General features: G+C 70.5%; 17 protein-coding genes. 6 read left to right on the top strand and 11 right to left on the bottom strand.

What is annotated here, in order from left to right; all coding sequences use genetic code 11:
• Positions 1 to 329: 329 nt before the first annotated feature.
• Complete coding sequence (locus AC1DBL_RS10635) at positions 330 to 1643, top strand: SufS family cysteine desulfurase (protein ID WP_476926123.1); 1314 nt, start codon at positions 330 to 332, stop codon at positions 1641 to 1643.
• A 12-nt stretch (positions 1644 to 1655) separates the two neighbouring features.
• Positions 1656 to 2126, top strand: a complete 471-nt coding sequence (sufU, locus tag AC1DBL_RS10630) for a Fe-S cluster assembly sulfur transfer protein SufU (RefSeq protein WP_476926082.1) — start codon at positions 1656 to 1658, stop codon at positions 2124 to 2126.
• Between the two features lie 88 nt (positions 2127 to 2214).
• On the opposite strand, the gene AC1DBL_RS10625 is transcribed toward sufU, so the two are convergent.
• From AC1DBL_RS10625 to AC1DBL_RS10610, 4 genes are all read right to left on the bottom strand, one after another.
• Positions 2215 to 2631, bottom strand: coding sequence for a VanZ family protein (locus AC1DBL_RS10625; RefSeq protein WP_441418439.1), 417 nt, complete (start codon positions 2629 to 2631; stop codon positions 2215 to 2217).
• Positions 2632 to 2777: 146 nt separating this feature from the next.
• Positions 2778 to 2999, bottom strand: coding sequence for an SCO4848 family membrane protein (locus AC1DBL_RS10620; protein ID WP_476926081.1), 222 nt, complete (start codon positions 2997 to 2999; stop codon positions 2778 to 2780).
• 3 nt (positions 3000 to 3002) lie between these two features.
• Positions 3003 to 3500, bottom strand: a complete 498-nt coding sequence (locus AC1DBL_RS10615) for a DUF2505 domain-containing protein (protein WP_476909336.1) — start codon at positions 3498 to 3500, stop codon at positions 3003 to 3005.
• Positions 3501 to 3548: 48 nt separating this feature from the next.
• Positions 3549 to 5072, bottom strand: coding sequence for an SDR family oxidoreductase (locus AC1DBL_RS10610; protein WP_476893222.1), 1524 nt, complete (start codon positions 5070 to 5072; stop codon positions 3549 to 3551).
• Between the two features lie 210 nt (positions 5073 to 5282).
• Between AC1DBL_RS10610 and mfd the strand changes: the two genes are divergently transcribed.
• The gene (gene mfd, locus AC1DBL_RS10605; RefSeq protein WP_476917812.1) at positions 5283 to 8921 is read left to right on the top strand and encodes a transcription-repair coupling factor; all 3639 of its coding nucleotides are present in this window, start codon (positions 5283 to 5285) and stop codon (positions 8919 to 8921) included.
• 6 nt (positions 8922 to 8927) lie between these two features.
• Complete coding sequence (locus AC1DBL_RS10600; protein ID WP_441418563.1) at positions 8928 to 9755, top strand: metal-dependent hydrolase; 828 nt, start codon at positions 8928 to 8930, stop codon at positions 9753 to 9755.
• 142 nt (positions 9756 to 9897) lie between these two features.
• Here the strand turns inward: AC1DBL_RS10600 and AC1DBL_RS10595 are convergent, their stop codons facing one another.
• From AC1DBL_RS10595 to nirB, 6 genes are all read right to left on the bottom strand, one after another.
• A complete protein-coding gene (locus AC1DBL_RS10595) occupies positions 9898 to 10122 on the bottom strand; it encodes a hypothetical protein (protein WP_175322755.1) in 225 nt (74 codons plus the stop codon).
• A 64-nt stretch (positions 10123 to 10186) separates the two neighbouring features.
• Positions 10187 to 10915 (bottom strand): deoxyribose-phosphate aldolase, encoded by a 729-nt coding sequence (gene deoC, locus AC1DBL_RS10590; protein ID WP_441418434.1) that lies wholly within the window; start codon positions 10913 to 10915, stop codon positions 10187 to 10189.
• 115 nt (positions 10916 to 11030) lie between these two features.
• Positions 11031 to 11906: an FAD-dependent oxidoreductase gene (locus tag AC1DBL_RS10585; protein ID WP_476926080.1), complete on the bottom strand. Its 876-nt coding sequence runs from the start codon at positions 11904 to 11906 to the stop codon at positions 11031 to 11033.
• Between the two features lie 148 nt (positions 11907 to 12054).
• Positions 12055 to 13230, bottom strand: coding sequence for a uroporphyrinogen-III synthase (locus AC1DBL_RS10580; RefSeq protein WP_476909388.1), 1176 nt, complete (start codon positions 13228 to 13230; stop codon positions 12055 to 12057).
• Between the two features lie 23 nt (positions 13231 to 13253).
• Positions 13254 to 14288 (bottom strand): uroporphyrinogen-III C-methyltransferase, encoded by a 1035-nt coding sequence (cobA, locus tag AC1DBL_RS10575; protein WP_476909330.1) that lies wholly within the window; start codon positions 14286 to 14288, stop codon positions 13254 to 13256.
• 1 nt (position 14289) lies between these two features.
• Complete coding sequence (gene nirB / locus AC1DBL_RS10570) at positions 14290 to 17013, bottom strand: nitrite reductase large subunit NirB (RefSeq protein WP_476909329.1); 2724 nt, start codon at positions 17011 to 17013, stop codon at positions 14290 to 14292.
• Between the two features lie 296 nt (positions 17014 to 17309).
• Between nirB and nirD the strand changes: the two genes are divergently transcribed.
• Complete coding sequence (nirD, locus tag AC1DBL_RS10565; protein WP_441418430.1) at positions 17310 to 17687, top strand: nitrite reductase small subunit NirD; 378 nt, start codon at positions 17310 to 17312, stop codon at positions 17685 to 17687.
• Here nirD and AC1DBL_RS10560 read toward each other — a convergent pair.
• Positions 17684 to 19432 carry a phospho-sugar mutase gene (locus AC1DBL_RS10560; RefSeq protein WP_476909328.1) on the bottom strand — a complete coding sequence of 583 codons (1749 nt, stop codon included), beginning with the start codon at positions 19430 to 19432 and terminating at the stop codon, positions 17684 to 17686. The two genes, nirD and AC1DBL_RS10560, sit on opposite strands and share 4 nt — an antisense overlap.
• 243 nt (positions 19433 to 19675) lie before the next feature.
• On the opposite strand from AC1DBL_RS10560, the gene AC1DBL_RS10555 reads away from it, so the two are divergent.
• Positions 19676 to 20161 carry an RrF2 family transcriptional regulator gene (locus AC1DBL_RS10555; RefSeq protein ID WP_441418428.1) on the top strand — a complete coding sequence of 162 codons (486 nt, stop codon included), beginning with the start codon at positions 19676 to 19678 and terminating at the stop codon, positions 20159 to 20161.
• Positions 20162 to 20205 lie beyond the last annotated feature (44 nt).

Genomic DNA, 20205 nt, shown 5'->3' with positions numbered 1-20205 from the left:
GCCGTAGACGCGGCAACGGACACCGCGCCCGCCCTAGTAGGCGAGGCAACGGTTCGGATCAAAGCCCCGCCAGGGTGCCACGGCACCCGGCGGGGCATTTGACGTTCCGGAACCGTTTCGGGACATGTGCCGGCTTCACCGCGGAGCACAATCCGGCGGGCCGCCAGCGGTACGGATGTCCCTGTGGCCCGCTTGGCCCGACTCAACGGCCGGGCCGAAACCGGGCGCCGCCGGAACGTGGGATAATTAGGTCTAATCCGCGTGACGTAATAGGACCAGCCCGGCCGGGCGCCCCCGCTACGCCCCAGCGAAAGCCGATCCAGGAGTTACTGCCCATGGTTGCCACACCAGCCCATCTCCTCCGCTCAGCCACGGCGCTGGGCAACGAGGAGGTCCTGCGGATCCGCAACGACTTCCCGATCCTGCACCGGTCCGTCAACGGGCACCCGCTCGTCTACCTGGATTCCGGTGCCACGTCACAGAATCCGCTCAGCGTGCTGGAAGCGGAGCAGGAGTTCTACGAACGGCGGAACTCCGCGGTGCACCGCGGCGCGCACTACCTCGCGGTGGAGGCCACCGAGGCCTTCGAGGACGCCCGGGAGACCGTGGCGGCCTTCATCGGCGCGGACCCGGACGAACTGATCTGGACGTCCAACGCCACCGAGGGCCTGAACCTGCTCAGCTACTCCTTCCTGAACGCCTCCCTGCCCGGCGCCCCGGCGGAAGCTGCCCGCTTCGCGCTGGCCGCCGGCGACGAGATCGTGGTCACCGAGATGGAGCACCACGCCAACCTGATTCCCTGGCAGCAGCTGGCGGACCGGACCGGCGCCGTACTGAAGTTCATCCCCGTCGACGATGCCGGCGCCCTGGACCTCGACGCCGCCGCGCGCCTGATCGGCGGCCGAACCCGCGTGCTGGCCTTCACCCACGCCTCCAACGTCCTGGGGACCATCAACCCGGTGTCCACGCTGGTCCCGCGGGCCCGCGCCGTCGGTGCCCTCGTCGTGCTGGACGCCTGCCAGTCCGCCCCGCACCTGCCCCTCGACGTCAAGGCCCTCGACGTGGACTTCGCCGTTTTCTCGGGGCACAAGATGCTCGGCCCCACCGGAATCGGCGGACTCTACGGGCGCTCGGAACTGCTCAATGCCATGCCTCCCTTCCTGACCGGCGGCTCCATGATCACCACTGTCACGATGGAGCGCGCCGGTTTCCTGCCCAGCCCGCAGCGCTTCGAGGCCGGCACCCAGAAGATCTCCCAGGCCGTGGCGCTCGCCGCCGCCGCCAACTACCTCAGCGAAACCGGCCTGGCCCGGATCCACGCCTGGGAAACGGAACTGGGCCAGCGGCTCGTGGCAGGCCTCGCGGCCATCCCCGGGATCCGCGTGCTGGGCCCGGCGGCGGGGGAGGAACGGATCGGCCTGGCCGCGTTCGACGTCGCCGGAGTGCACGCGCACGACGTCGGGCAGTTCCTGGACAGCCGCGGGATCGCCGTCCGCGTGGGCCACCACTGCGCCCAGCCGCTGCACCGCCGGCTCGGACTCACCGCGAGCACGAGGGCCAGCACCTACCTGTACAACACCACGGACGACGTCGACGCGTTCCTCGACGCCGTCGCCGGGGTCCGCGGATACTTTCAAGCCTGAGGACGGCACTGCATGAGTCTTGACCAGCTGTACCAACAGATCATCCTGGAGCACTCCAAAGCACGCCACGGCAGCGGCCTGGCCGGCGCCGGAGTGCCCGAAGGGGCCAGCAGCGGCCAGTCGCACCAGCTCAACCCGGTCTGCGGCGACGAAATCACGCTGCGGGTGGCGGTGGCAGGCGGAAAGGTCAGCGAGCTGCGCTGGGACGGCGAGGGCTGTTCGATCTCGATGGCGTCGGCCTCCGTGCTGACCGACCTCGCCGAGGGACTGGATCCGGACGAGCTGCGCAGCGTGATCGACAGCTTCCGCGAGGTGCTGCGCTCCCGCGGCAAGGTGCCCGCCGACCCGGAGATCCTGGGCGACGCAGCGGCCTTTGAAGGTGTGTCCCGCTACGCCGCTCGGGTCAAGTGCGCGATGCTCTCCTGGGTCGCTGCCGAGGACGCCCTCGGCCAGGCGGTCGCGGCCCAGAACCGTACCTCCTAGGTCCGTACCTCTTAGGACCCAGGCGGCCAGGACCCAGGCGGCCAGGACCGCAGGGGCCAGGACCGCAGGGGCCAGGACCGCAGGGGCCTCAAGGGGCCCAGCGGCGCCGCCGGACCAGCAATGTGAGCAGGGCGCCGAGGACGGCCCCCAGGGTGTTGGCCAGGACATCGGCCATCGTGGGATAGCGTCCGGGCAGGAAGAGCAACTGTGCAAGTTCGATGGCGCACGAGATCAGGAGCCCGGCGGCCGCGCCGACCCACCAGTAGCCACGACCGATGATCAAGGCCACGAGGGCGCCCAGCGGAACGAAGAGCAGCACATTGGCGGCGGACTCCACAAAGCCGTAGTCGACCCAGCCGGGAATGCCTCGGCCGTGCAGCCACCTCAACGCCGCGCGCAGCAGCCCGGCGACCGGGCGGTCCACCGGCTGCGGCCACAGGGCGACGGCAGCCAGCACCGCGACGTAGGCGATGAGTCCCCACGTGGCCACGCGCTGGGGCCGCAAGGCATCCCCCTTCGGCAGTGGACAGGCATTTTCCTGAGTCTAGCCCCGCCGCCGCCGCGGGGTTAACCCAACTGGCTCGCAGTTGTTGTCGTTTTGAAGAGTCATAACGTCAACAACTGCGAGCCAGTTGGCCGGGGGAGAGCCGGTCAGTTCAGCAGGCCCGTGATCCCGATCGCCGCCGTCGCCGCGCCGAGCAGCATCGAAATGCTGACCAGCACGACGTGGACGGTGAGGAAGCGGGTGGCCTTGCCGCCGGCGTCGCGCGCCCGCGGGTCCTTTATGACCCGGCGCAGGAACTGGGGCCAGACGGCCAGGGACCAGACGCCGGCCACGATCAGGACGGCGGCCAGGGCACCGGGCAGCTCCATCGCCTAGTGGCTTTCGAGCCAGGCCTGGGCCTGCGTGGACTGGATGTTGAGGGCCTTGCCGACCATCGGCTCGGCCGCGTCGGCGATCTTCCCGCCCAGCAGCGGCACGGACGAGGTGACCGTTCCCTCCAGCTCGATCCGGGTGCTGCCGCCGTCGGCCACGAGGCGCTGCACGGCGTTGACGTCCAGCGGGGCGCCGGCGACCTTCAGCGAGATGTTGCTCTGCCGCGAACCGTCGGCCTCCGGGGCGCCCCAGCTCTCCAGCTGCGTCACCTTCAGGCTCTCACCGACGAACTTACGGGCCAGGTCCGGCATCCGGGTCGTGGGGATGGTGCGGACCGTCGTGGTGTTGAAGGCGCCGGCGGGGTCGCCGTCGACGGTAAACGATTCAAGGGTTCCGCCGACGAGTTCGCTGGTGTGGCGCAGGAAGTCCTCGTTGACGAAAACTGCCGTGACGCTCTCAACGCTGTGCGGAAGGGTGGTGGATGCACTCAGGGCCATTGGGGGTCCTCCATGGGGTGGGGCTGGACGTTTCGGGCTCCCAACATCCTACGCGGTGGGCCCCGCCGGTTCCGATTCGGCGGCTGGCTCCGTCTCTGCGAGGCGCTGCGCCGCTGCCGCTATATTCCGCGACATCGCGGGGAAAATGAGGCTGTGGAACGGCAGGACCGCGAGCCAGTAGAGCTTGCCGCTGAGGCCCTTCGGGAAGAAGATGGCCCGTTGCCGGTAGCGGCTGCCGGTGCCCTCGGGTTCGACCGAAAGTTCCAGCCAGGCCCGGCCGGGTGCCCGCATCTCGGCCCGCAGCCGGAGCAGCCGGCCGCGGTCGATCCGCTCGACCCGCCACCAGTCCACCACCTCGCCTTCGGCCAGCAGGTGCGGGTGCCGCCGGCCGCGCGCCAGGCCCGCGCCGCCGGTGAGCTTGTCCAGCCATCCGCGTACGCTCCAGGCCAGCGGCAACGAGTACCAGCCGTTGCGGCCGCCGATGCCTTCGATGATGGTCCAGACGTGTTTCGGGTCCACCGCACTGGAGTAGCTGCGCTCGTCGAGGTAGACGCGGTGGCCGGCCCACTCCGGATCGCTCGGCAGCGGATCGGCGTCGGCTCCGGCGCTGGCCCAGGTGGTCTCCACCTGGCCGTCCCGTTCCTTGCCCAGCGCCAGGGCGACGGCCCGCCGGTAGGGGGTGAGGCCGCCCTCGGGCAGCGGGATGTAGGAGTCGATGTCATGCTCCCGGGAGACGGCGTCGTGCTGCAGCGACTCCACCAGGGGCAGCGACATGGACAGCGGGATCGGCGTGGTCAGCGCGACCCACATGCCCGCGAGCTTGGGCGCGGGGATGGGAAGGGCAAGCACCACCCGGTGCGGGAGTCCGGCCTCCGCCGCGTACTCCTGCATCATCCCGGCGTAGCTGAGCACCTGCCGTGAGCCGATGTCGAAGGTGCGGTTGATCTTGCCCTCCAGCGACGCCGCACCGACAAGGTAGTACAGCACGTCCCGCACCGCGATGGCCTCGATCTTGTTCCGTACCCAGCTGGGGGCGGGCATCACCGGCAGGGTCTCGGACAGGTGCCGGATCATTTCGAAGGAGGCCGAGCCGGAGCCGATCACCACGCCGGCCTGGAACACGACCGCGTCCACCGGGCCGTCGAGGAAGACCTTGCCCACGGCCTCGCGGGAGCGCATGTGGGTGGAGAGCTCGGCGCCGGAGGGGTGCAGCCCGCCGAGGTAGACGATCCGGTCCACGCCGGCCCCCGCCGCCGCCTGCGCCGCCGTCTCGGCCATCGCCTTTTCCTTGGCCTCGAACCCGGCGCCGCCGGCCATCGAGTGGACCAGGTAGTAGAGCACGTCGACGCCGTCCAGCGCCTCCTGCAGCGCCGCGCCGTCGTCGAGGCTGCTCTGGACCACCTCGACCTGCTCCAGCCAGGGGACGCCGGCGATTTTGGCCGGGGTGCGGACCAGGACCTTCACCCGGTGGCCGGCCTCAAGCAGCCGGGGGACCAGCCGGCCGCCGATGTAACCGGTGGCGCCGGTCACGAGCACGGTCTTCGGGTTCGTGGCGTTGGGGGTGCCGTTCATGGGTGGCTCCTTCATCATTGCGGATATAAGCCATTCGGAGCGCCGGCCGCGCTGGACTGCAGCCTGGACGGCCGGATCCCCGTCCTGCCAGCTTAGTCCCGGGTGCCGGCCCGCCTCCGGGTCGCGGTAGGCTGGAAGTACCCGGGATTCTTGCGAATTTCGGGTATTCGTGTTGCCTGCATGCCCGTGATCACTCCAGGAGTTCCCGCCATGAGCCTCAACGGCCCTTCTCTCACCGGTCTGCGGCGTGTCCTCGCCGAGGACACGTCCTTTGCCCGGGTGCAGGCCGAAGCGTCCCGGCCGTTCACGGCCCGCAGCGAGGACTACCAGATCAGCGCCCCCGCCGGGCTGCGCGCTGCGCTGCTCGCGGAGATGGCCGACGGCCTCGCGTCCGACGGCGGGGCTGCCGACGGCGCCGCCGCCCCGGTGGTGCTGGCCGTCACCGCCACCGGCCGCGAGGCCGAAGACCTTGCCGCCGCGCTGGGCGCGTTCCTGCCGGCCGGCACGGTCGCGGAATTCCCCAGCTGGGAGACCCTGCCGCACGAGCGGCTCTCGCCGCGCTCGGACACCGTCGGCCGCCGGCTCTCCGTGCTCCGCCGCCTCGCGCACCCCGAGGCCGGGGGCGCCCTGCGCGTCGTCGTCGCCCCGGTCCGGGCCGTGGTGCAGCCGATCGTGGCCGGGCTCGGCGAGCTGGTCCCGGTGACCCTCAAGCTCGGCCAGGAGGTCCCGTTCGGCGACGTCGTGAAGAACCTCGCCGACGCCGCCTACGCCCGGGTGGACATGGTCACCCGGCGCGGCGAATTCGCGGTCCGCGGCGGCATGCTGGACGTTTTCCCGCCCACCGAGGACCACCCGATCCGGGTGGAATTCTTCGGCGACGAGGTCGAGCAGATGCGCTGGTTCGCCGTCGCCGACCAGCGCTCGCTAACCGCGCCGGGCGTGCACCACCCCACCGAACTGCACGCCCCGCCCTGCCGCGAAATCCTGATCACGCCCTCGGTGATGTCCCGGGCCGCGACGCTGAAGTCCCAGCTGCCGGCCGCGGCGGACATGCTGGAAAAGATCGCCGGCGGCATCGCCGTCGAGGGAATGGAATCCTTGGCCCCGGTGCTGGTCGATTCCATGGTGCCCTTCCTGGACCAGTTCCCGGAGGGCTCCATCTCGGTGGTGATTGAACCCGAAAAGGTCCGCACCCGCGCCCACGACCTCGCCGCCACCAACGAGGAGTTCCTCGAGGCAGCCTGGTCCACGGCCTCCGACGGCGGGACCGCCCCGCTGGATTTGAGCTCCGCGGCCTCGGAGGCCCTGCACTCGGCGAGCTTCCGCTCGCTGGGCGAGACCCGCAGCACAGCCCTCGCGCACGGAGTCTCCTGGTGGTCCATCACCTCGCTCGCCAGCGACGAGGAACTGCTGCCGGAGATCGACGTGCTGAACCTGCACGCCCGCGAACCCCGCGGCTACCAGGGCGACGTGGCCGAGATGATGGACTTCATCGGTTCGCACGTGCGGGACCAGTGGCGGATCGTCGTCGCCACCGAGGGCCCCGGCCCGGCGCAGCGCCTCGCCGAACTGTTCCACGACAACGACATCCCGTGCGCCCGGGTGGAAACCCTCGACGCCGACCCGCAGCCCGGCCTGATCGAGGTGACCACCGCCGCCGTCGGCCGCGGTTTCGTCCTTGACCGGCTCAAGGTGGCCCTGCTGACCGAGGCCGACCTGCTGGGCCGCACCTCCGCCGGGTCCACCAAGGACATGCGCCGGATGCCGTCCAAGCGGCGCAACGCCGTGGACCCGCTGCAACTGCTGGCCGGCGACTTCGTGGTGCACGAACAGCACGGCATCGGCCGGTTCGTGGAGCTGATCCAGCGCAAGGTCGCGGGCGGGGGAGACGGCGTGCGCGAATACCTGGTGCTCGAATACGCGCCTTCCAAGCGCGGTGCCCCGGGTGACCGGCTCTTCGTCCCCACCGACCAGCTGGACCAGGTCACCCGCTACGTCGGCGGCGACACCCCGGTGCTGAGCAAGATGGGCGGCTCGGACTGGGCCAGCACCAAGTCCAAGGCGCGCAAGGCCGTCAAGGAGATCGCCGGCGAACTGATCCGGCTGTACTCGGCCCGGATGGCCTCCCGCGGCCACGCCTTCGGCCCCGACACCCCGTGGCAGCGCGAACTCGAGGAAGCCTTCCCCTACGTGGAGACCCCGGATCAGCTGACCACCATCAACGAGGTCAAGGCGGACATGGAACGGGAGATCCCGATGGACCGCCTGGTCTCCGGCGACGTCGGCTACGGCAAGACCGAGATTGCCGTCCGGGCGGCGTTCAAGGCGGTCCAGGACGGCAAGCAGGTGGCCGTGCTGGTGCCCACCACGCTGCTGGCGCAGCAGCACTACGAGACCTTCACCGAGCGCTTCTCCGGCTTCCCGCTGCGGGTCAAGCCGCTGTCCCGCTTCCAGGGCGCCAAGGAGGCCAAGGAAACGGCCGAGGGAGTGAAGAACGGCTCGGTGGACGTCGTGATTGGCACGCACCGGCTGCTGTCCAAGGACTTCGCGTTCAAGGACCTTGGCCTCGTGATCGTGGACGAGGAGCAGCGCTTCGGCGTCGAACACAAGGAAGCGCTGAAGAAGATGCGCACCAACGTGGACGTCCTGGCCATGAGCGCCACCCCCATCCCGCGCACCCTGGAGATGTCGCTGACCGGCATCCGCGAAACGTCTACGCTGGCGACCCCGCCGGAGGAGCGGCACCCCGTGCTCACCTACGTCGGCCCGTACACGGATAAGCAGACGTCGGCCGCGATCCGCCGCGAGCTGATGCGCGAAGGACAGGTCTTCTTCGTGCATAACCGGGTTTCCACGATCGAACGCACCGCCGCGAAGATCCGCGAACTGGTCCCGGAAGCCCGCGTCGAGGTGGCGCACGGCAAGATGTCCGAAAGCCGGCTGGAACAGATCATCGTGGACTTCTGGGAGAAGCGCTTCGACGTCCTGGTCTGCACCACCATCATCGAGACCGGGCTGGACATCTCCAACGCCAACACCCTGATTGTCGACGGCGCGGACAAGTACGGGCTCTCCCAGCTGCACCAGCTGCGCGGGCGCGTGGGCCGCGGCCGGGAACGGGCCTACGCCTACTTCCTCTATCCCTCCGAAAAGCCGCTGGGCGAGGTGGCGCTGGAACGGCTCAAGGCCGTAGCGACGCACAACGAACTCGGCGCCGGCATGCAGCTGGCCATGAAGGACCTCGAGATCCGCGGCGCCGGCAACCTGCTCGGCGGCGAACAGTCCGGCCACATCCAGGGCGTCGGCTTCGACCTCTACATCCGGCTGGTCGGCGAGGCCGTGGCGGACTACCGGGGCGAGGCCGAGGAGAAGGCCGCGGAGATGAAGATCGAGCTGCCGGTCAACGCGCACCTGCCGCACGACTACGTACCCGGTGAGCGGTTGCGCCTCGAGGCCTACCGGAAGCTGGCCTCGGCACTGAGCAACGAGGCGATCGAGGAGGTCGAGGCCGAGCTCGTGGACCGCTACGGGGAGCTGCCGCTGCCGGCGAAGAACCTCGTCGCGGTGGCCCGTTTCCGGGTCGGGGCGCGCGAGGCCGGCCTCACTGACGTCGCCCTACAGGGCAACTTCATCAAGTTCTCGCCCGCCCAGCTGCCGGAGTCCAAGCTGATGCGGCTGGCCCGGATGTACCCCGGCTCGCAGGCGAAACCGGCTTTGGACGCGGTGCTGATCCCCAAGCCCAAGACGGCCCGGATCGGCGGCCGCGACCTGCAGGATGCCGAGATCCTGGCCTGGGCCAACGGCGTGATCGAGGCGATCTTCTCCGACGTCCCGCTCTCGGTGGGCTAAACCGTGATGGGAGGACACCACGCCGCGTCCGGGGCCGCGGCGTGGGTGGCTATTGCCTCGACCGGGCCCTACGCGCTGGGCTGGTATCCGCTGGATGCAACCGGCATCGTGATCGGCGGGATGGCAACGGCCGGGACTGCGCTGGTCTGCGACTGGGACCACCGCTCCAGCACGGTGGCGCATGCCCTGCCGCCGCTCTCGAACATGATCGCCGTGGGGATCGAGAATGCCTCCGGCGGCCACCGCCAGGGCACCCACTCGGTCCTCGGCGCCGCGTTCTTCGTGCTGCTCGCGGCCATGGCCGGGCAGGCCCAGCTGCAGACGGACTGGGGGCTGCTCTCCGTGGGCGCAGGGCTGCTGTGCATGTTCATGATCAACATTGCCGCAAAGGCGCTGAAGCTGTTTCCCAAGTACGGCTGGATCAGCAACTGGATCTTCGCCCTGACCATGGCGGGCCTGGTGACCTGGTTCGCGCCGCACCAGTGGTCCTGGCTGCCGGTGTCGATGCTCACCGGCGTCCTGGTGCACATCGTGGGCGACATGATCACCACCGGGGGAGTGCCGCTGCTCTGGCCGCTGGTGGTCAAGCCGCCGAAGTTCCTGCGCAGGCTGCCGCTGGTCAAGGACGTCTGGAAGGCCAACGGGGCATTTTCCATCCCGCTGCTGGGCCGGGCCGGCTCGCGGCGCGAATGGTTCGTGCTGATCCCGGTCAGCGCGTACGCCATGGTCGGGATGTTCTCCGCCGTGCTTGCCCTGGCCAAGGGGCACTTCCCGGCCGCCCTCGCGCTGGGGACCGCGCTGGTCAGCCGCCTGCTGGCCGTCGTCGGCGGCTAGGGCCGCCGCGCTTTTCCGCTGCGGTTCCGGACGTGCGCGGCCCGGATCCCGGGTGCCTTAGCCCGCATCCGCCGCGCTTGTCCGGACCCGCCGCTTAAACAACTGAAGCCCCGGAAAACCGGGGCTTCAGTTCGAAACGTGGTTAGCTCTCGCCTGCGGAGTCGGAGCGGCCCGTGATGGTCTGCGGGATCCAGAACGCCAGGGCGAACAGGATGAGGCAGGCGGCCATCGGCCAGGGGTTGCCCAGGCTGAGGAAGGACAGCGAATACAGGGCGCCGAAGAACAGGGCCATCATCAGGACAAACAGCACGACGCTGGATGCCAGGCTGTTTTCGCCGCGCTGGGTCTTGGTGGTGTTGCTGGACATTCGTTCCTCCTCGGCCCCGCGGGGCTCAAAAACTGTGGCGGCAGCGGCTGTGACCGGTGCACGGTCAGTACGCGGACGAACCCTGTTCGCCCTTGACGATCGCGATGCCGGAGCTGGCGCCAATACGTGTTGCACCTGCAGCAATCATAGCCTGCGCGTCGGCGAGCGAACGCACGCCGCCCGAGGCCTTGACACCGAGCCCCGGACCCACGGTGCGGCGCATCAGGGCGACGTCCTCGGCCGTGGCTCCGCCGCCGTTGAATCCGGTGGAGGTCTTCACGAAGTCCGCGCCGGCCTCGACGGCGGCCTCGCAGGCGAGGACCTTCTGGGCGTCGTCGAGCAGTGCGGTCTCGATGATGACCTTCAGGATGGCGCCGCCGGAGTGGACGGCCTCGGCGACGGCGCGGATGTCATCCACCAGGGCGCCTTTGTCGTTTGCCCGTGCCGCGGCGATGTTGATCACCATGTCGATCTCGTCGGCGCCGTCGAGCACCGCGCCGCGGGCTTCGAAGGCCTTGACGTCGCTGGGGGTGGCGCCCAGCGGGAAGCCGATCACGGAGCAGCTCAGCACGCCGGAACCCCTGAGCGCGGTCTTGACGGTCTTGACCCAGATGGGGTTCACGCAGACGGACTTGAAGTGGTACTCGGCCGCCTCGGCGCAGACCTTCAGGACCTCGGCCTCACTGGCCTCCGGCTTGAGCAGGGTGTGGTCGATGTACGAGGCAATGTTGCCCGCAGCGCCCTGGTTGTCGGTGCCGGCGGCGTCGGTGGCCGTGTTGGCTTCGTTGCTCATGATGGTCCCTTTCCTGGCGGACCTGGTTCATGCCCGGTCCGGCGTGCTGACACGGCGTGTGTCGTGGCTTCTCAGTGCACCATCTTGCCATAACGCCACCTGGCCGGCGTCGGGCCTACGCCGCCTGCGCGAGGGGCTCTGAGAGGGACGCCTGAAGCAGCGCCGCGGCGCAGACGCCGGCGGCGGAACCGGCGGCGACCAGCAGGCCCAGCCGTACGCCGTCGTACGCCGCCGCGTCGCCGATGGCCCAGATCCCCGGCACGGAGGTGCGGTAGTCCGTGCCCACCACGATGCCGCCCTGCGGCGCGGTGGCCAGGCCGGCGGTGCGGGCGAGGCTGTCGCGGGAAACGCGCTCTTCGGCGAGGACTACGAGGTCCCCGCTCATGCTGGAGCCGTCGTCGAACACGATCCCGGCGGCGGGCAGCGCGGAGCCGGCGAGGGTGGGGACGACGGCGGACGGGCGCAGCGTGGTGCGGACGGGCCGGACGCCGCGCGCCCGGAGCACCGCCTCGGCCTGGCCCGCGGCGGTGCCGGTGCCCACCAGGATGCCCAGCGGCCTGCGGCCCAGGACCCGGGTGACGTCCTTGACGGCGTCGCCCAGGCGGGTGGCGTCATCAATCGTGGAGTAGCTGAGGCAGCGGCCCGCACCCTCGATCGGCGCGAGGGCCGGCGTCGAACCGGTGGCGATTACCAGCTGGTCGTAGCTGAACTCGAGGCCGTCCGCGGTGGTGACCCGCCGCTCCGCCGCGTCGATGAAGCTGGCAGGCTGCCCGAAGCGGACCGAGACCTGGGGCAGGGCGGCGAGTTCCAGCAGCTCCTCCGGGGCATCGTCGCGGTTGCTGAGCACGGTGATGCCGCCGGCGAAAGGGGTGCGCGTGAGCTGGCGGACCAGCGCCTGGGCGGCCGGGCCGGCCCCGGCGACGACGATCCGCGGCCGGGTCTGGGCGGTGGCGGACACGGTGGAGATGGCGGACGCTTCCGTAACGGACATGTGCTGGCCCTTTCGCTGGTGGGCCGGATGTGGCCCGTGTTCTTGATGTTCCCCAGCGTAGGGGGCCGGCTTTTCGCGGAGGTTTCCGCGGTGTTGCAGTATTCTCGCGGTTCGTTCGCCAGTTGTTACCAGCTGGTAATGCCGTGGGTCACACCCGGATCCGGTAGCCGCGCTTGACCACCGTCTCCACCAGGCTGCCGTCCGGCAGCGCGGAGCGGAGCCTGCTGACGGTCATGTCCAGGGCGTGGACCGATCCGCGCAGCTCCAGCAGTTCGGAGAGCGCGTCGCGGGACAGCACGGCCCCACCGGCACCCAGCAGCGCCCGCAGCAACAAGAGCGGCGCCGGGGCCAGCTCCACGGCCTCGCCGTCGATCCGCAGCGACCTGCCGCGCAGCTCCACCGCGCCCGAGGCGGTAGCCAGCCGCCGTACATGGTTCAGGGCCAGGTGTTCCACGACCAGCCGGATCAGGGCGCCCATCCGAAACCGTTCCGGGATCAGCGGCTGCACCCCGGCGTCGAGCAGCGGCTGGGCGGTGATGGGCCCGACGACGGCGGTGGCCACCGTGGTCTTCAGGCTCTCCACAAGCTGTTTGTAGAGGCCCATCTCGTGCGCCGTGCTCCACAGCGCATCGACGGCGGGGGCGCTTGTGAAGGTCAGCACGTCCAGGTTGCCGCCGCACGCCGCCTCGATCAGTTTCGGCAGCCGGTCCGCGCCGTCGGGCTTGACCCAGCGGTACGGAGTGACGGTCATGACGTTGGCGCCGGACATCCGCAGCCGCTCCAGCTGCCGGACATCGGTGTAGCCGTGCAGCTGCACGGCGACGGTCTTGCCCCGCACCCCCTCGGCCAGCAGCATGTCCACCAGGGTGGAGGTGGTCTCGTCGCTGCTGATCCCGACGTCGGCCAGGCCGGCCGCGCGGACGGCGCCGCGGGCCTTGGGGCCGCGGACGAACATCCGGGTGGCGCCGAGGGTTTCCAACAGCTGTTCGCCGATGCCGAAGGTGTCCGCCGCCTCGCACCAGCGGCGCATGCCGTAGGCGGTGGTGGCGATGCAGAGCTCCGGCCGGGCCTCGATGATGGCGCGGGTGTCCTCGATCAGCCGCAGGTCCTCCTGGACCGGGGCGATCTTCAGCGCCGGGGCGTGCAGCACCTCCGCGCCGCGCCGTTCCAGGGCCTCGATCAGGTCCTGGGAACGGCGGTGCGAGGTGACCCCGATCCTGAAGCCCTCCAGCGGCAGCTCAGCCTTCTCCTGCGCTTCCTCCGCGGCGGGTGCCCCGGGCGAGGGTGCTCCGGCGGCCTGCGCTCCCGGGCCGGCGGCGGCAATGGCCTCCAGCGCGCTCACGGCGCTCACGCTCCCATCAGGGACGCGGCGAGGCGGTCCAGTTCGGCTTCGGCTTCGGCACAGCCGCGGTTGGCCTCGGCCACCCTCACCACCTCGCCGATCACCAGCACGGCGGGGTTGCTGCAGTCCGCGGCCGCCGTCGTAATGCTGCCCAGTTCGGCGATGGTGGTCCGCTGGCCCGGGCGGTAGCCGCGTTCGACGACGGCCATCGGCATGTCCGCGCGCATCCCGGCGCGCCGCAGTCCCGCGGCCAGCTGGTGCAGGGTGCCAATGCCCATCAGCACCACGATGGTGCCGCCCAGCCCGGCCAAGTGCGTGTGTTCCTTGTCGGTCAGCGGGGCGTGTCCGGAAACCACGGTGAACATGTGGCTGACCTCGCGGTGCGTGACCGGGATCCCGGCCGCGGCGGGGACGGAGATGGCGCTGGTGACCCCGGAGACCACCCGCACGGGCACGCCCGCCTTCACGCAGGCGGCCACTTCCTCGCCGCCCCGGCCGAAGACGTACGGGTCCCCGCCCTTGAGCCGGACCACGTTCTTCCCGGCCAGGGCTGCGTCGACCATGAGTTCCTCAATGCCGGACTGGCTGACGGGGTGGTGGCCGGGCCGCTTGCCCACATCCACGAGCTCCGCCGTCGTCAGTGCGGGCAGTTCCTGGTAGGGGGCGAGCCGGTCATAGAACACGACGTCGGCGTCCCGCAGCGCCTGGACGGCCGCCACGGTCAGCAATTCAGTGGTCCCGGGTCCGCCGCCCACCAGGGTGACATGGCCGGCGGGGCCGGCGGCGGGCTCTGTCGCGACCGGGATGCCGGTCTCGTGGCAGCGCTCCAGCAGGGCCGCCCAGCCCGGCTGGCCGTCGTCGACCGCGGCGACCAGGAAGGGCCGCTCCGGCAGCGCGCCGTCGTGCGCCCCGCCGTCCGGGCGGCTGAGCCGGGACACCACGGCCCCGGCCGCCTGGTAGCGCCGGACGGCCTGGCGGGCGGCGGTGTCCGCGCCGGTGACGAGGACTTCGCGGCCGCTGAGATCGATGCTGAGCTGCATGTTAGGCCTGGCTTTCGGTAGGGGCAGACGAGACGGCGGGGCCGGCAGTTGCGGGGCCGCTGTCGGCGTCGGCGGGACGGACCGGGATGCTGGCGGCGATCAGCACCGGCTGCTGCCCGGCCTGCGCCTTCTCCTCCGCGGTGGCGGGGCGCATCTGGCCGCGCTCCGGGACGAAGGAGATCGAGTCGTCCTTTTGGTCCGGGGCGTTGACGAAGGAGCGGAAGCGGCGCAGCCGTTCAGGGTCCTTGAGCGTCTCGGCCCACTCGTCCTGGTAGGTGTCCACGTGCTTGGCCATGGCTGCCTCAAGGTCCGCGGCGATGCCGAGCGAGTCGCGCACCACCACGTCCTCGACGTGCTTCAGGCCGCCGTCGAGCTCTTCCTGCCAGCGCGCGGTGCGCTGCAGCCGGTCCGCGGTGCGGATGTAGTACATCAGGTAGCGGTCGATGTACTTCAGCAGGGTCTCCTCGTCCAGGTCCTGCGCGAGGAGCTGGGCGTGCGCCGGCTGGAAGCCGCCGTTGCCGCCCACGTAGAGGTTCCAGCCCTTGTCCGTGGCGATCACGCCGACGTCCTTGCCGCGGGCCTCGGCGCATTCGCGGGCGCAGCCGGAGACGCCCATCTTCAGCTTGTGCGGGCTGCGCAGTCCGCGGTAGCGCAGCTCCAGCGTGATCGCGAGGGCGACGGCGTCCTGGACGCCGAAGCGGCACCAAGTGGACCCGACGCAGGACTTCACGGTGCGCAGCGACTTGCCGTAGGCCTGGCCGGACTCGAAACCCGCGTCCACGAGTTCCTTCCAGATGTCCGGGAGCTGTTCCAGCCGGGCGCCGAACATGTCGATCCGCTGGCCGCCGGTGATCTTGGTGTAGAGGCCGTACTTCTCGGCGACGGCGGCGATCACGCCGAGCTTCTTCGGGGTGATCTCGCCGCCCGCGATCCGGGGAACCACCGAGTAGCTGCCATCCTTTTGCATGTTGGCCAGGGCGCGGTCGTTGGTGTCCTGCAGGGTCCCGCGGCCGGCGTCGAGCACGTAGGCGCTGTGCTGGCTGGCGAGGATGTTGGCGATGGTGGGCTTGCAGATGTCGCAGCCGGCGCCGGTGCCGTAGCGGGCCAGGATGTCCTCGAAGGAGGCCAGTTCCAGGACCTTGATGGCGTCGAAGAGTTCCTGCCGGGAGAGTTCGAAGTGTTCGCAGAGGGCCTTGGAGACGGCGACGCCGGACTTGGCCAGTTCGCCTTCGAGCAGCTTCTTCAGCATCGGCACGCAGGAGCCGCACTGGGTGCCGGCACGGGTGCAGCCCTTGAGGTCGCCGAGGTCCTGGACCGGGGGGTTGCCCTCGCAGGCGCCGCAGCCATTGACGGCGTCGCGGATGGCTCCGGCGGCCACGTTGTTGCAGGAGCACAGGATGGCGTCGTCCGGGAGGCTGGCCTCCAGGGCTTCGCCGCCGCCGGCCGCGGTGAGGTAGGCGCCGGGTTCGGCGGCCAGTTCGCGGCCGAGCATGGGGCGCAGCGAGGTGTACGGGGTCGCGTCGCCGACGAAGATGCCGCCCAGCAGGGTCTTGGCGTCGTCGGTGGTGACGATCTTCTGGTACACGCCGCGGGCCGGGTCCGCGTAGACGATTTCAAGGGCGTGGTCCGTGCGGGCGAAGGCGTCGCCGAAGCTGGCGACGTCGACGCCGGAGAGCTTGAGCTTGGTGGCGGTGTCGAAGCCCGGGAAGGTCGCGCCGCCGCCGTGCAGCCGGTCCGCGACGATCTCCGCCATGGTGTTGGCCGGGGCTACCAGGCCCAGGCACATGCCGCCGAAGTTGGCGACCTCGCCGATCGCCCAGACGCCGGGCACCTGGGTCTGGCAGCCGTCGGAGATCACGACGCCGCCGCGCGGGCCGAGTTCGAACTGCTGCTGTGCGCCCTCGTCGGCCCGGAACAGTTCGTCGCGGGGGCGTACGCCGATTGCGACGATCACAATGTCGGCCTCAACGGTGCGGCCGTCGGCCATCAGCACGCCGGTGACCTGGCCGTCGTCGTCGGAGAGGACCTCGGCGGGGAAGACGCCGCCGTGGACGGTGAAGCCCTTGGCCTCGATCAGCCGGCCGAGCGCCTGCCCGGCGCCCTCGTCCAGCTGGGTGTTCATCAGCCAGGGGGAGCCGTTGATGACGATCGGCACGGCGCCGAGCTGTTCGGTGCCGGCCGCGGACTCGAGGCCGAGCAGGCCGCCGCCGATCGTGACGGCGTTGACCTTCCGGCCCAGCTTGGCGGTGAGTTCCGCGATCGCCTGGTTGATGGCCCGGACGTCCTCGAGGGTGCGGTAGACGTGGGTGAGTTCGGCGCCGGGGATGGGCAGGCGGGCGGCGTCGGAGCCGGTCGCGACGACCAGTTCGTCGTACGGGTAGACGGTGCCCGCGGCGGTTTCCACGGTTTTCGCGGCGGTGTCGATGCCGGTGACGCGCTCGCCGGTCCTGAGCGTGAGGGCGTCGTGGTCCCACATTGAGGCGCTGCCCAGGGTGAGGTCCACGTCCGCATCGGTGAGCGCCTTGCTGAGCGCGACGCGGTCGTAGGGGAGGTGCGCTTCCTCGGTGAGGACGGTGACCTGCCAGCCGTCGAGGCCGCGGGCGTGCATGGCGTCGGCGAAGCGGTGCGCGGCGGGTCCGCCGCCGGCGACGACGACGCGTCGGGGGACCTGCCGGGATTCCGTCCGGGAGCGTTCGTTTTCGGGGCTGGCGGTCTGTCCGGTCACGGGTGGCCTTTCGTTGGGCCGCAGGCGGTGCTCTGCAACGGTTAGATCCAGCTGCTTCGATCGGCCCGTGCTGTCGGCGGCATCGATCGGCTGGTCCGTTCAGCCTAGGGACCGGCAGTTTCGCTTCAGTTTCCCTTTTGTTTCGTGATCTTAACTTCTGCATCACGGCTGCGTTTCGGGCTGCGTGAGGTCTCTTTTACCGGCCGGACACATTGGCAGCACGCCGTTGAAACACCCCGCTCCTAGCGTGGAGCCATGGCCGCAGCTGTGGCCAGGAAACTTTGAGAGGGGCCGACATGACTGCCGTACTGGAAAGCGCAGCCCGCAGCTTTGTGGAGCGAACCGCCGACGAAAGCGGCTGGCACCGGGTGTGCGCCGTGGAAGACCTGGAGCCCGGCTGGGGCGAGGCCGCGCTGATCGCCGGACACCAGGTGGCCTTGATCCGTACCGCGGCCGGTGAGGTGTTCGCCGTCGAGCACGCCGATCCTGCCACCGGCGCCCATGTCATGGCCCGCGGCATCACCGGCTCCCGCGGTGCGCGCCCCACGCTGGCCTCGCCGCTGCACAAGGAGGTCTACGACCTCGGGACAGGGGAGTGCCTAGGCACCCCCGAGCTGCGCCTGGGCACGTACGCCGTCCGGGTGACGGACGGCTTCGTCGAGGTGGCGCTCTAGAGCCCGAGCGCCTCGCGCACGTCGGCCAGGACGCCGTCCAGGGCCGCACGGGCTTCGAGGCGCGCCTGCGGCAATTCGGCGGCGGATCCGACGCTGCGGATCACCTCGAGGTAGCACTTGAGCTTCGGTTCCGTGCCGCTGGGGCGGATGATGACGCGGCTGCCGTCCTTCGTCAGGTAGAGCAGTCCGTCGGTGGGCGGGAGCTGTTCGCTGCCCTCGGCCAGGTCCGCCGCGGTCTCGACGGCGGAGCCCCCGAAGGAGTCCGGCGGGCTGACCCGCAGCCGGTTCATCATGGCGTCCAGCAGGCCCAGGTCCGCAACCCGGATGCTGAGCTGGTCGCTCGCGTGCAGCCCGTGCACCAGGTACAGCTCGTCCAGGGTGTCGAAGATCGTCTTGCTCTCGGCCTTCGCGGCCGCGGCGAGTTCGGCGATCAGCACCGCGGCCGAAATGCCGTCCTTGTCCCGCACCAGCGACGGCGCGACGCAGTAGCCCAGCGCCTCCTCGTAGCCGTAGAGCAGGCCGGGCACACGGGCGATCCACTTGAATCCGGTGAGGGTTTCCTCGTGGGCGTAGCCCGCGGCGGCGGCGATGCGGGCCAGCAGCCGGGATGACACGATCGAATTGGCGAAGACGCCGGCAGCGGCACCCCCTGCGGCCCCGTCGGCGGCCAGCCGGGCCACGACGTGTGCCCCCAGCAGGGCGCCCACCTCGTCCCCGCGCAGCATCCGCCAGGCGCCGGTGTCCGGGTCCTTCGCGGCAACCGCGGCGCGGTCGGCGTCGGGGTCGTTGGCGATCACAATGTCGGCGTCCACCCGGGCCGCGGTTTCCAGCGCGAGGTCCAGCGCGCCGGGCTCCTCGGGGTTGGGGAAGTTCACGGTGGGGAAATCGGGGTCCGGTTCCGCCTGCTCGGCCACCAGCGTGACGTCGGTGAATCCCGCGGCCTTGAGTACCGCCACGGCCGTCTCGCCGCCCACACCGTGCATGGGGGTCAGGACGATCTTCAGCTCGCGGGCCGGGAAGCGCTCCGGCACGGCGAGGGCGGCGACGGCGGCCTCGTAGTCGCTGGCGATGGAGGGATCCAGCACCGTCCAGCCCCCGGCGGCCAGGGCAATCGAATCCAGTGCGCCGACGGCGTCGATCTCCGCGGCGATCAGCGCATCGTAGGGCGCCACGATCTGGGCGCCGCGTCCGCTCTCCTCGACGGCGTGGCGGCCAAGGTAGACCTTGTAGCCGTTGTCCTGCGGCGGGTTGTGGCTTGCCGTGACCATCACGCCGCCGTCGCAGTCCAGGGCGCGGACCGCGTAGGCGAGCAGCGGCGTGGGCAGCGCCGCCGGCATCAGGAACGTCTCGATGCCGGCGGCGGTGAAGATCGCGGCGGTTTCTTCGGCGAAGATGTCGGAGTTGTAGCGGGCGTCGTAGCCGACGACGGCGCGCGGCCGGGTCCCCGGCGCGGCCTGCGCAACAGCGCTGCCGAGGAAGGCCGCCAGGCCCGCGGCGGCGCGGCGCACCACGACGCGGTTCATCCGGTTCGGCCCGGCGCCGAGGGCCGCCCGCAGGCCCGCGGTGCCGAACTGGAGCGTGCCGCTGAAGCTGTCCGCCAGTTCCTGCCGTGCTCCCGCTGCTCCCTCGTCGGTAAGGCGGACCAGCTCGGTCAGGGCGGCGGCGGTCGCGGGATCCGGGTCCTGGGCCGCCCAGGTGCGGGCGTCGCTCAACAGTCGGGTCAGTGCGGCATCGGAAGACGTCATGGGTACCAAACTAGCGTCAAAGCTGGGCCGGGCGCGCCCCGACAAGCGCGGGCGGGGCTTACAGTTCCATCACACCCGGGCGGCCAGGGGCGCGCGGGCTGGCACATCACGGCAGTGTTTCCGGCCGGTGCTGCCGCGAAGGGTCGGCTCGGCGCAGGTCTTCCGAAGGATCGGCTCAAGACCGCGGCGAAGGCAGTGGCGGGTCATTGACACCCATTTTTCCGGACACGTAACGTCTGGAATATGAAAATGGGGCGTGGAGTGGAATGGGCCGTGCACTCGTGCGTCAACATGGCCTGGACGCCGCCGGGGGAGGCCGTGAACAGCGCCAGGCTCGCGGCCTTGTACAAGCTCCCCGCGGCGTACCTGAACAAGCAGCTCCAGGCCCTGGTCCGCGCCGGGATCCTGACCTCGGTCTCGGGCCCGCGCGGCGGCTTCCACCTCGCGCGCAGGCCGGAGAACATCACCGTGCTGGATGTGGTCCTGGCCCTGGAAGGGCAGGAGCCGGCCTTCCGCTGTGAAGCCATCCTCGGCGACATGCCGGAGGCTGACCGGCAGGAGAACTTCGTCCGGACCTGCCTGATCTCCCAGACCATGCGGCAGGCGGAGCTGGCCTGGCGGCAGGCGCTGGCACGGCAGACCATCGCCGGGATCGCCGACTCGATGGAGCGTCGGCTTCCCGGCGGCCGCGACAAGGCCGTCCGCCGTCTCACCGCAGGCCTGGGCTAGGGGCGCTGGGGGCGCTAGGGGCTTTAGGGGCCCCGGCCTGCAGG

It is taken from the genome of Arthrobacter sp. 10T44, assembly GCF_056393885.1.
Note: the sequence above shows the minus strand (reverse complement) of the source record. Positions and strands in the feature narration are given on the sequence as shown.

Bases quoted from the DNA above. Each gene is read 5' to 3' on its own strand.
- sufU (WP_476926082.1), top strand. From the start codon at position 1,656: ATGAGTCTTGACCAGCTGTACCAACAGATCATCCTGGAGCACTCCAAA.
- AC1DBL_RS10600 (WP_441418563.1), top strand. From the start codon at position 8,928: ATGGGAGGACACCACGCCGCGTCCGGGGCCGCGGCGTGGGTGGCTATT.
- cobA (WP_476909330.1), bottom strand. From the start codon at position 14,288: ATGCAGCTCAGCATCGATCTCAGCGGCCGCGAAGTCCTCGTCACCGGC.
- nirD (WP_441418430.1), top strand. From the start codon at position 17,310: ATGACTGCCGTACTGGAAAGCGCAGCCCGCAGCTTTGTGGAGCGAACC.
- AC1DBL_RS10615 (WP_476909336.1), bottom strand. From the start codon at position 3,500: ATGGCCCTGAGTGCATCCACCACCCTTCCGCACAGCGTTGAGAGCGTC.
- AC1DBL_RS10610 (WP_476893222.1), bottom strand. From the start codon at position 5,072: ATGAACGGCACCCCCAACGCCACGAACCCGAAGACCGTGCTCGTGACC.
- deoC (WP_441418434.1), bottom strand. From the start codon at position 10,915: ATGAGCAACGAAGCCAACACGGCCACCGACGCCGCCGGCACCGACAAC.
- AC1DBL_RS10620 (WP_476926081.1), bottom strand. From the start codon at position 2,999: ATGGAGCTGCCCGGTGCCCTGGCCGCCGTCCTGATCGTGGCCGGCGTC.
- AC1DBL_RS10585 (WP_476926080.1), bottom strand. From the start codon at position 11,906: ATGTCCGTTACGGAAGCGTCCGCCATCTCCACCGTGTCCGCCACCGCC.
- AC1DBL_RS10555 (WP_441418428.1), top strand. From the start codon at position 19,676: ATGAAAATGGGGCGTGGAGTGGAATGGGCCGTGCACTCGTGCGTCAAC.
- AC1DBL_RS10595 (WP_175322755.1), bottom strand. From the start codon at position 10,122: ATGTCCAGCAACACCACCAAGACCCAGCGCGGCGAAAACAGCCTGGCA.
- mfd (WP_476917812.1), top strand. From the start codon at position 5,283: ATGAGCCTCAACGGCCCTTCTCTCACCGGTCTGCGGCGTGTCCTCGCC.
- AC1DBL_RS10560 (WP_476909328.1), bottom strand. From the start codon at position 19,432: ATGACGTCTTCCGATGCCGCACTGACCCGACTGTTGAGCGACGCCCGC.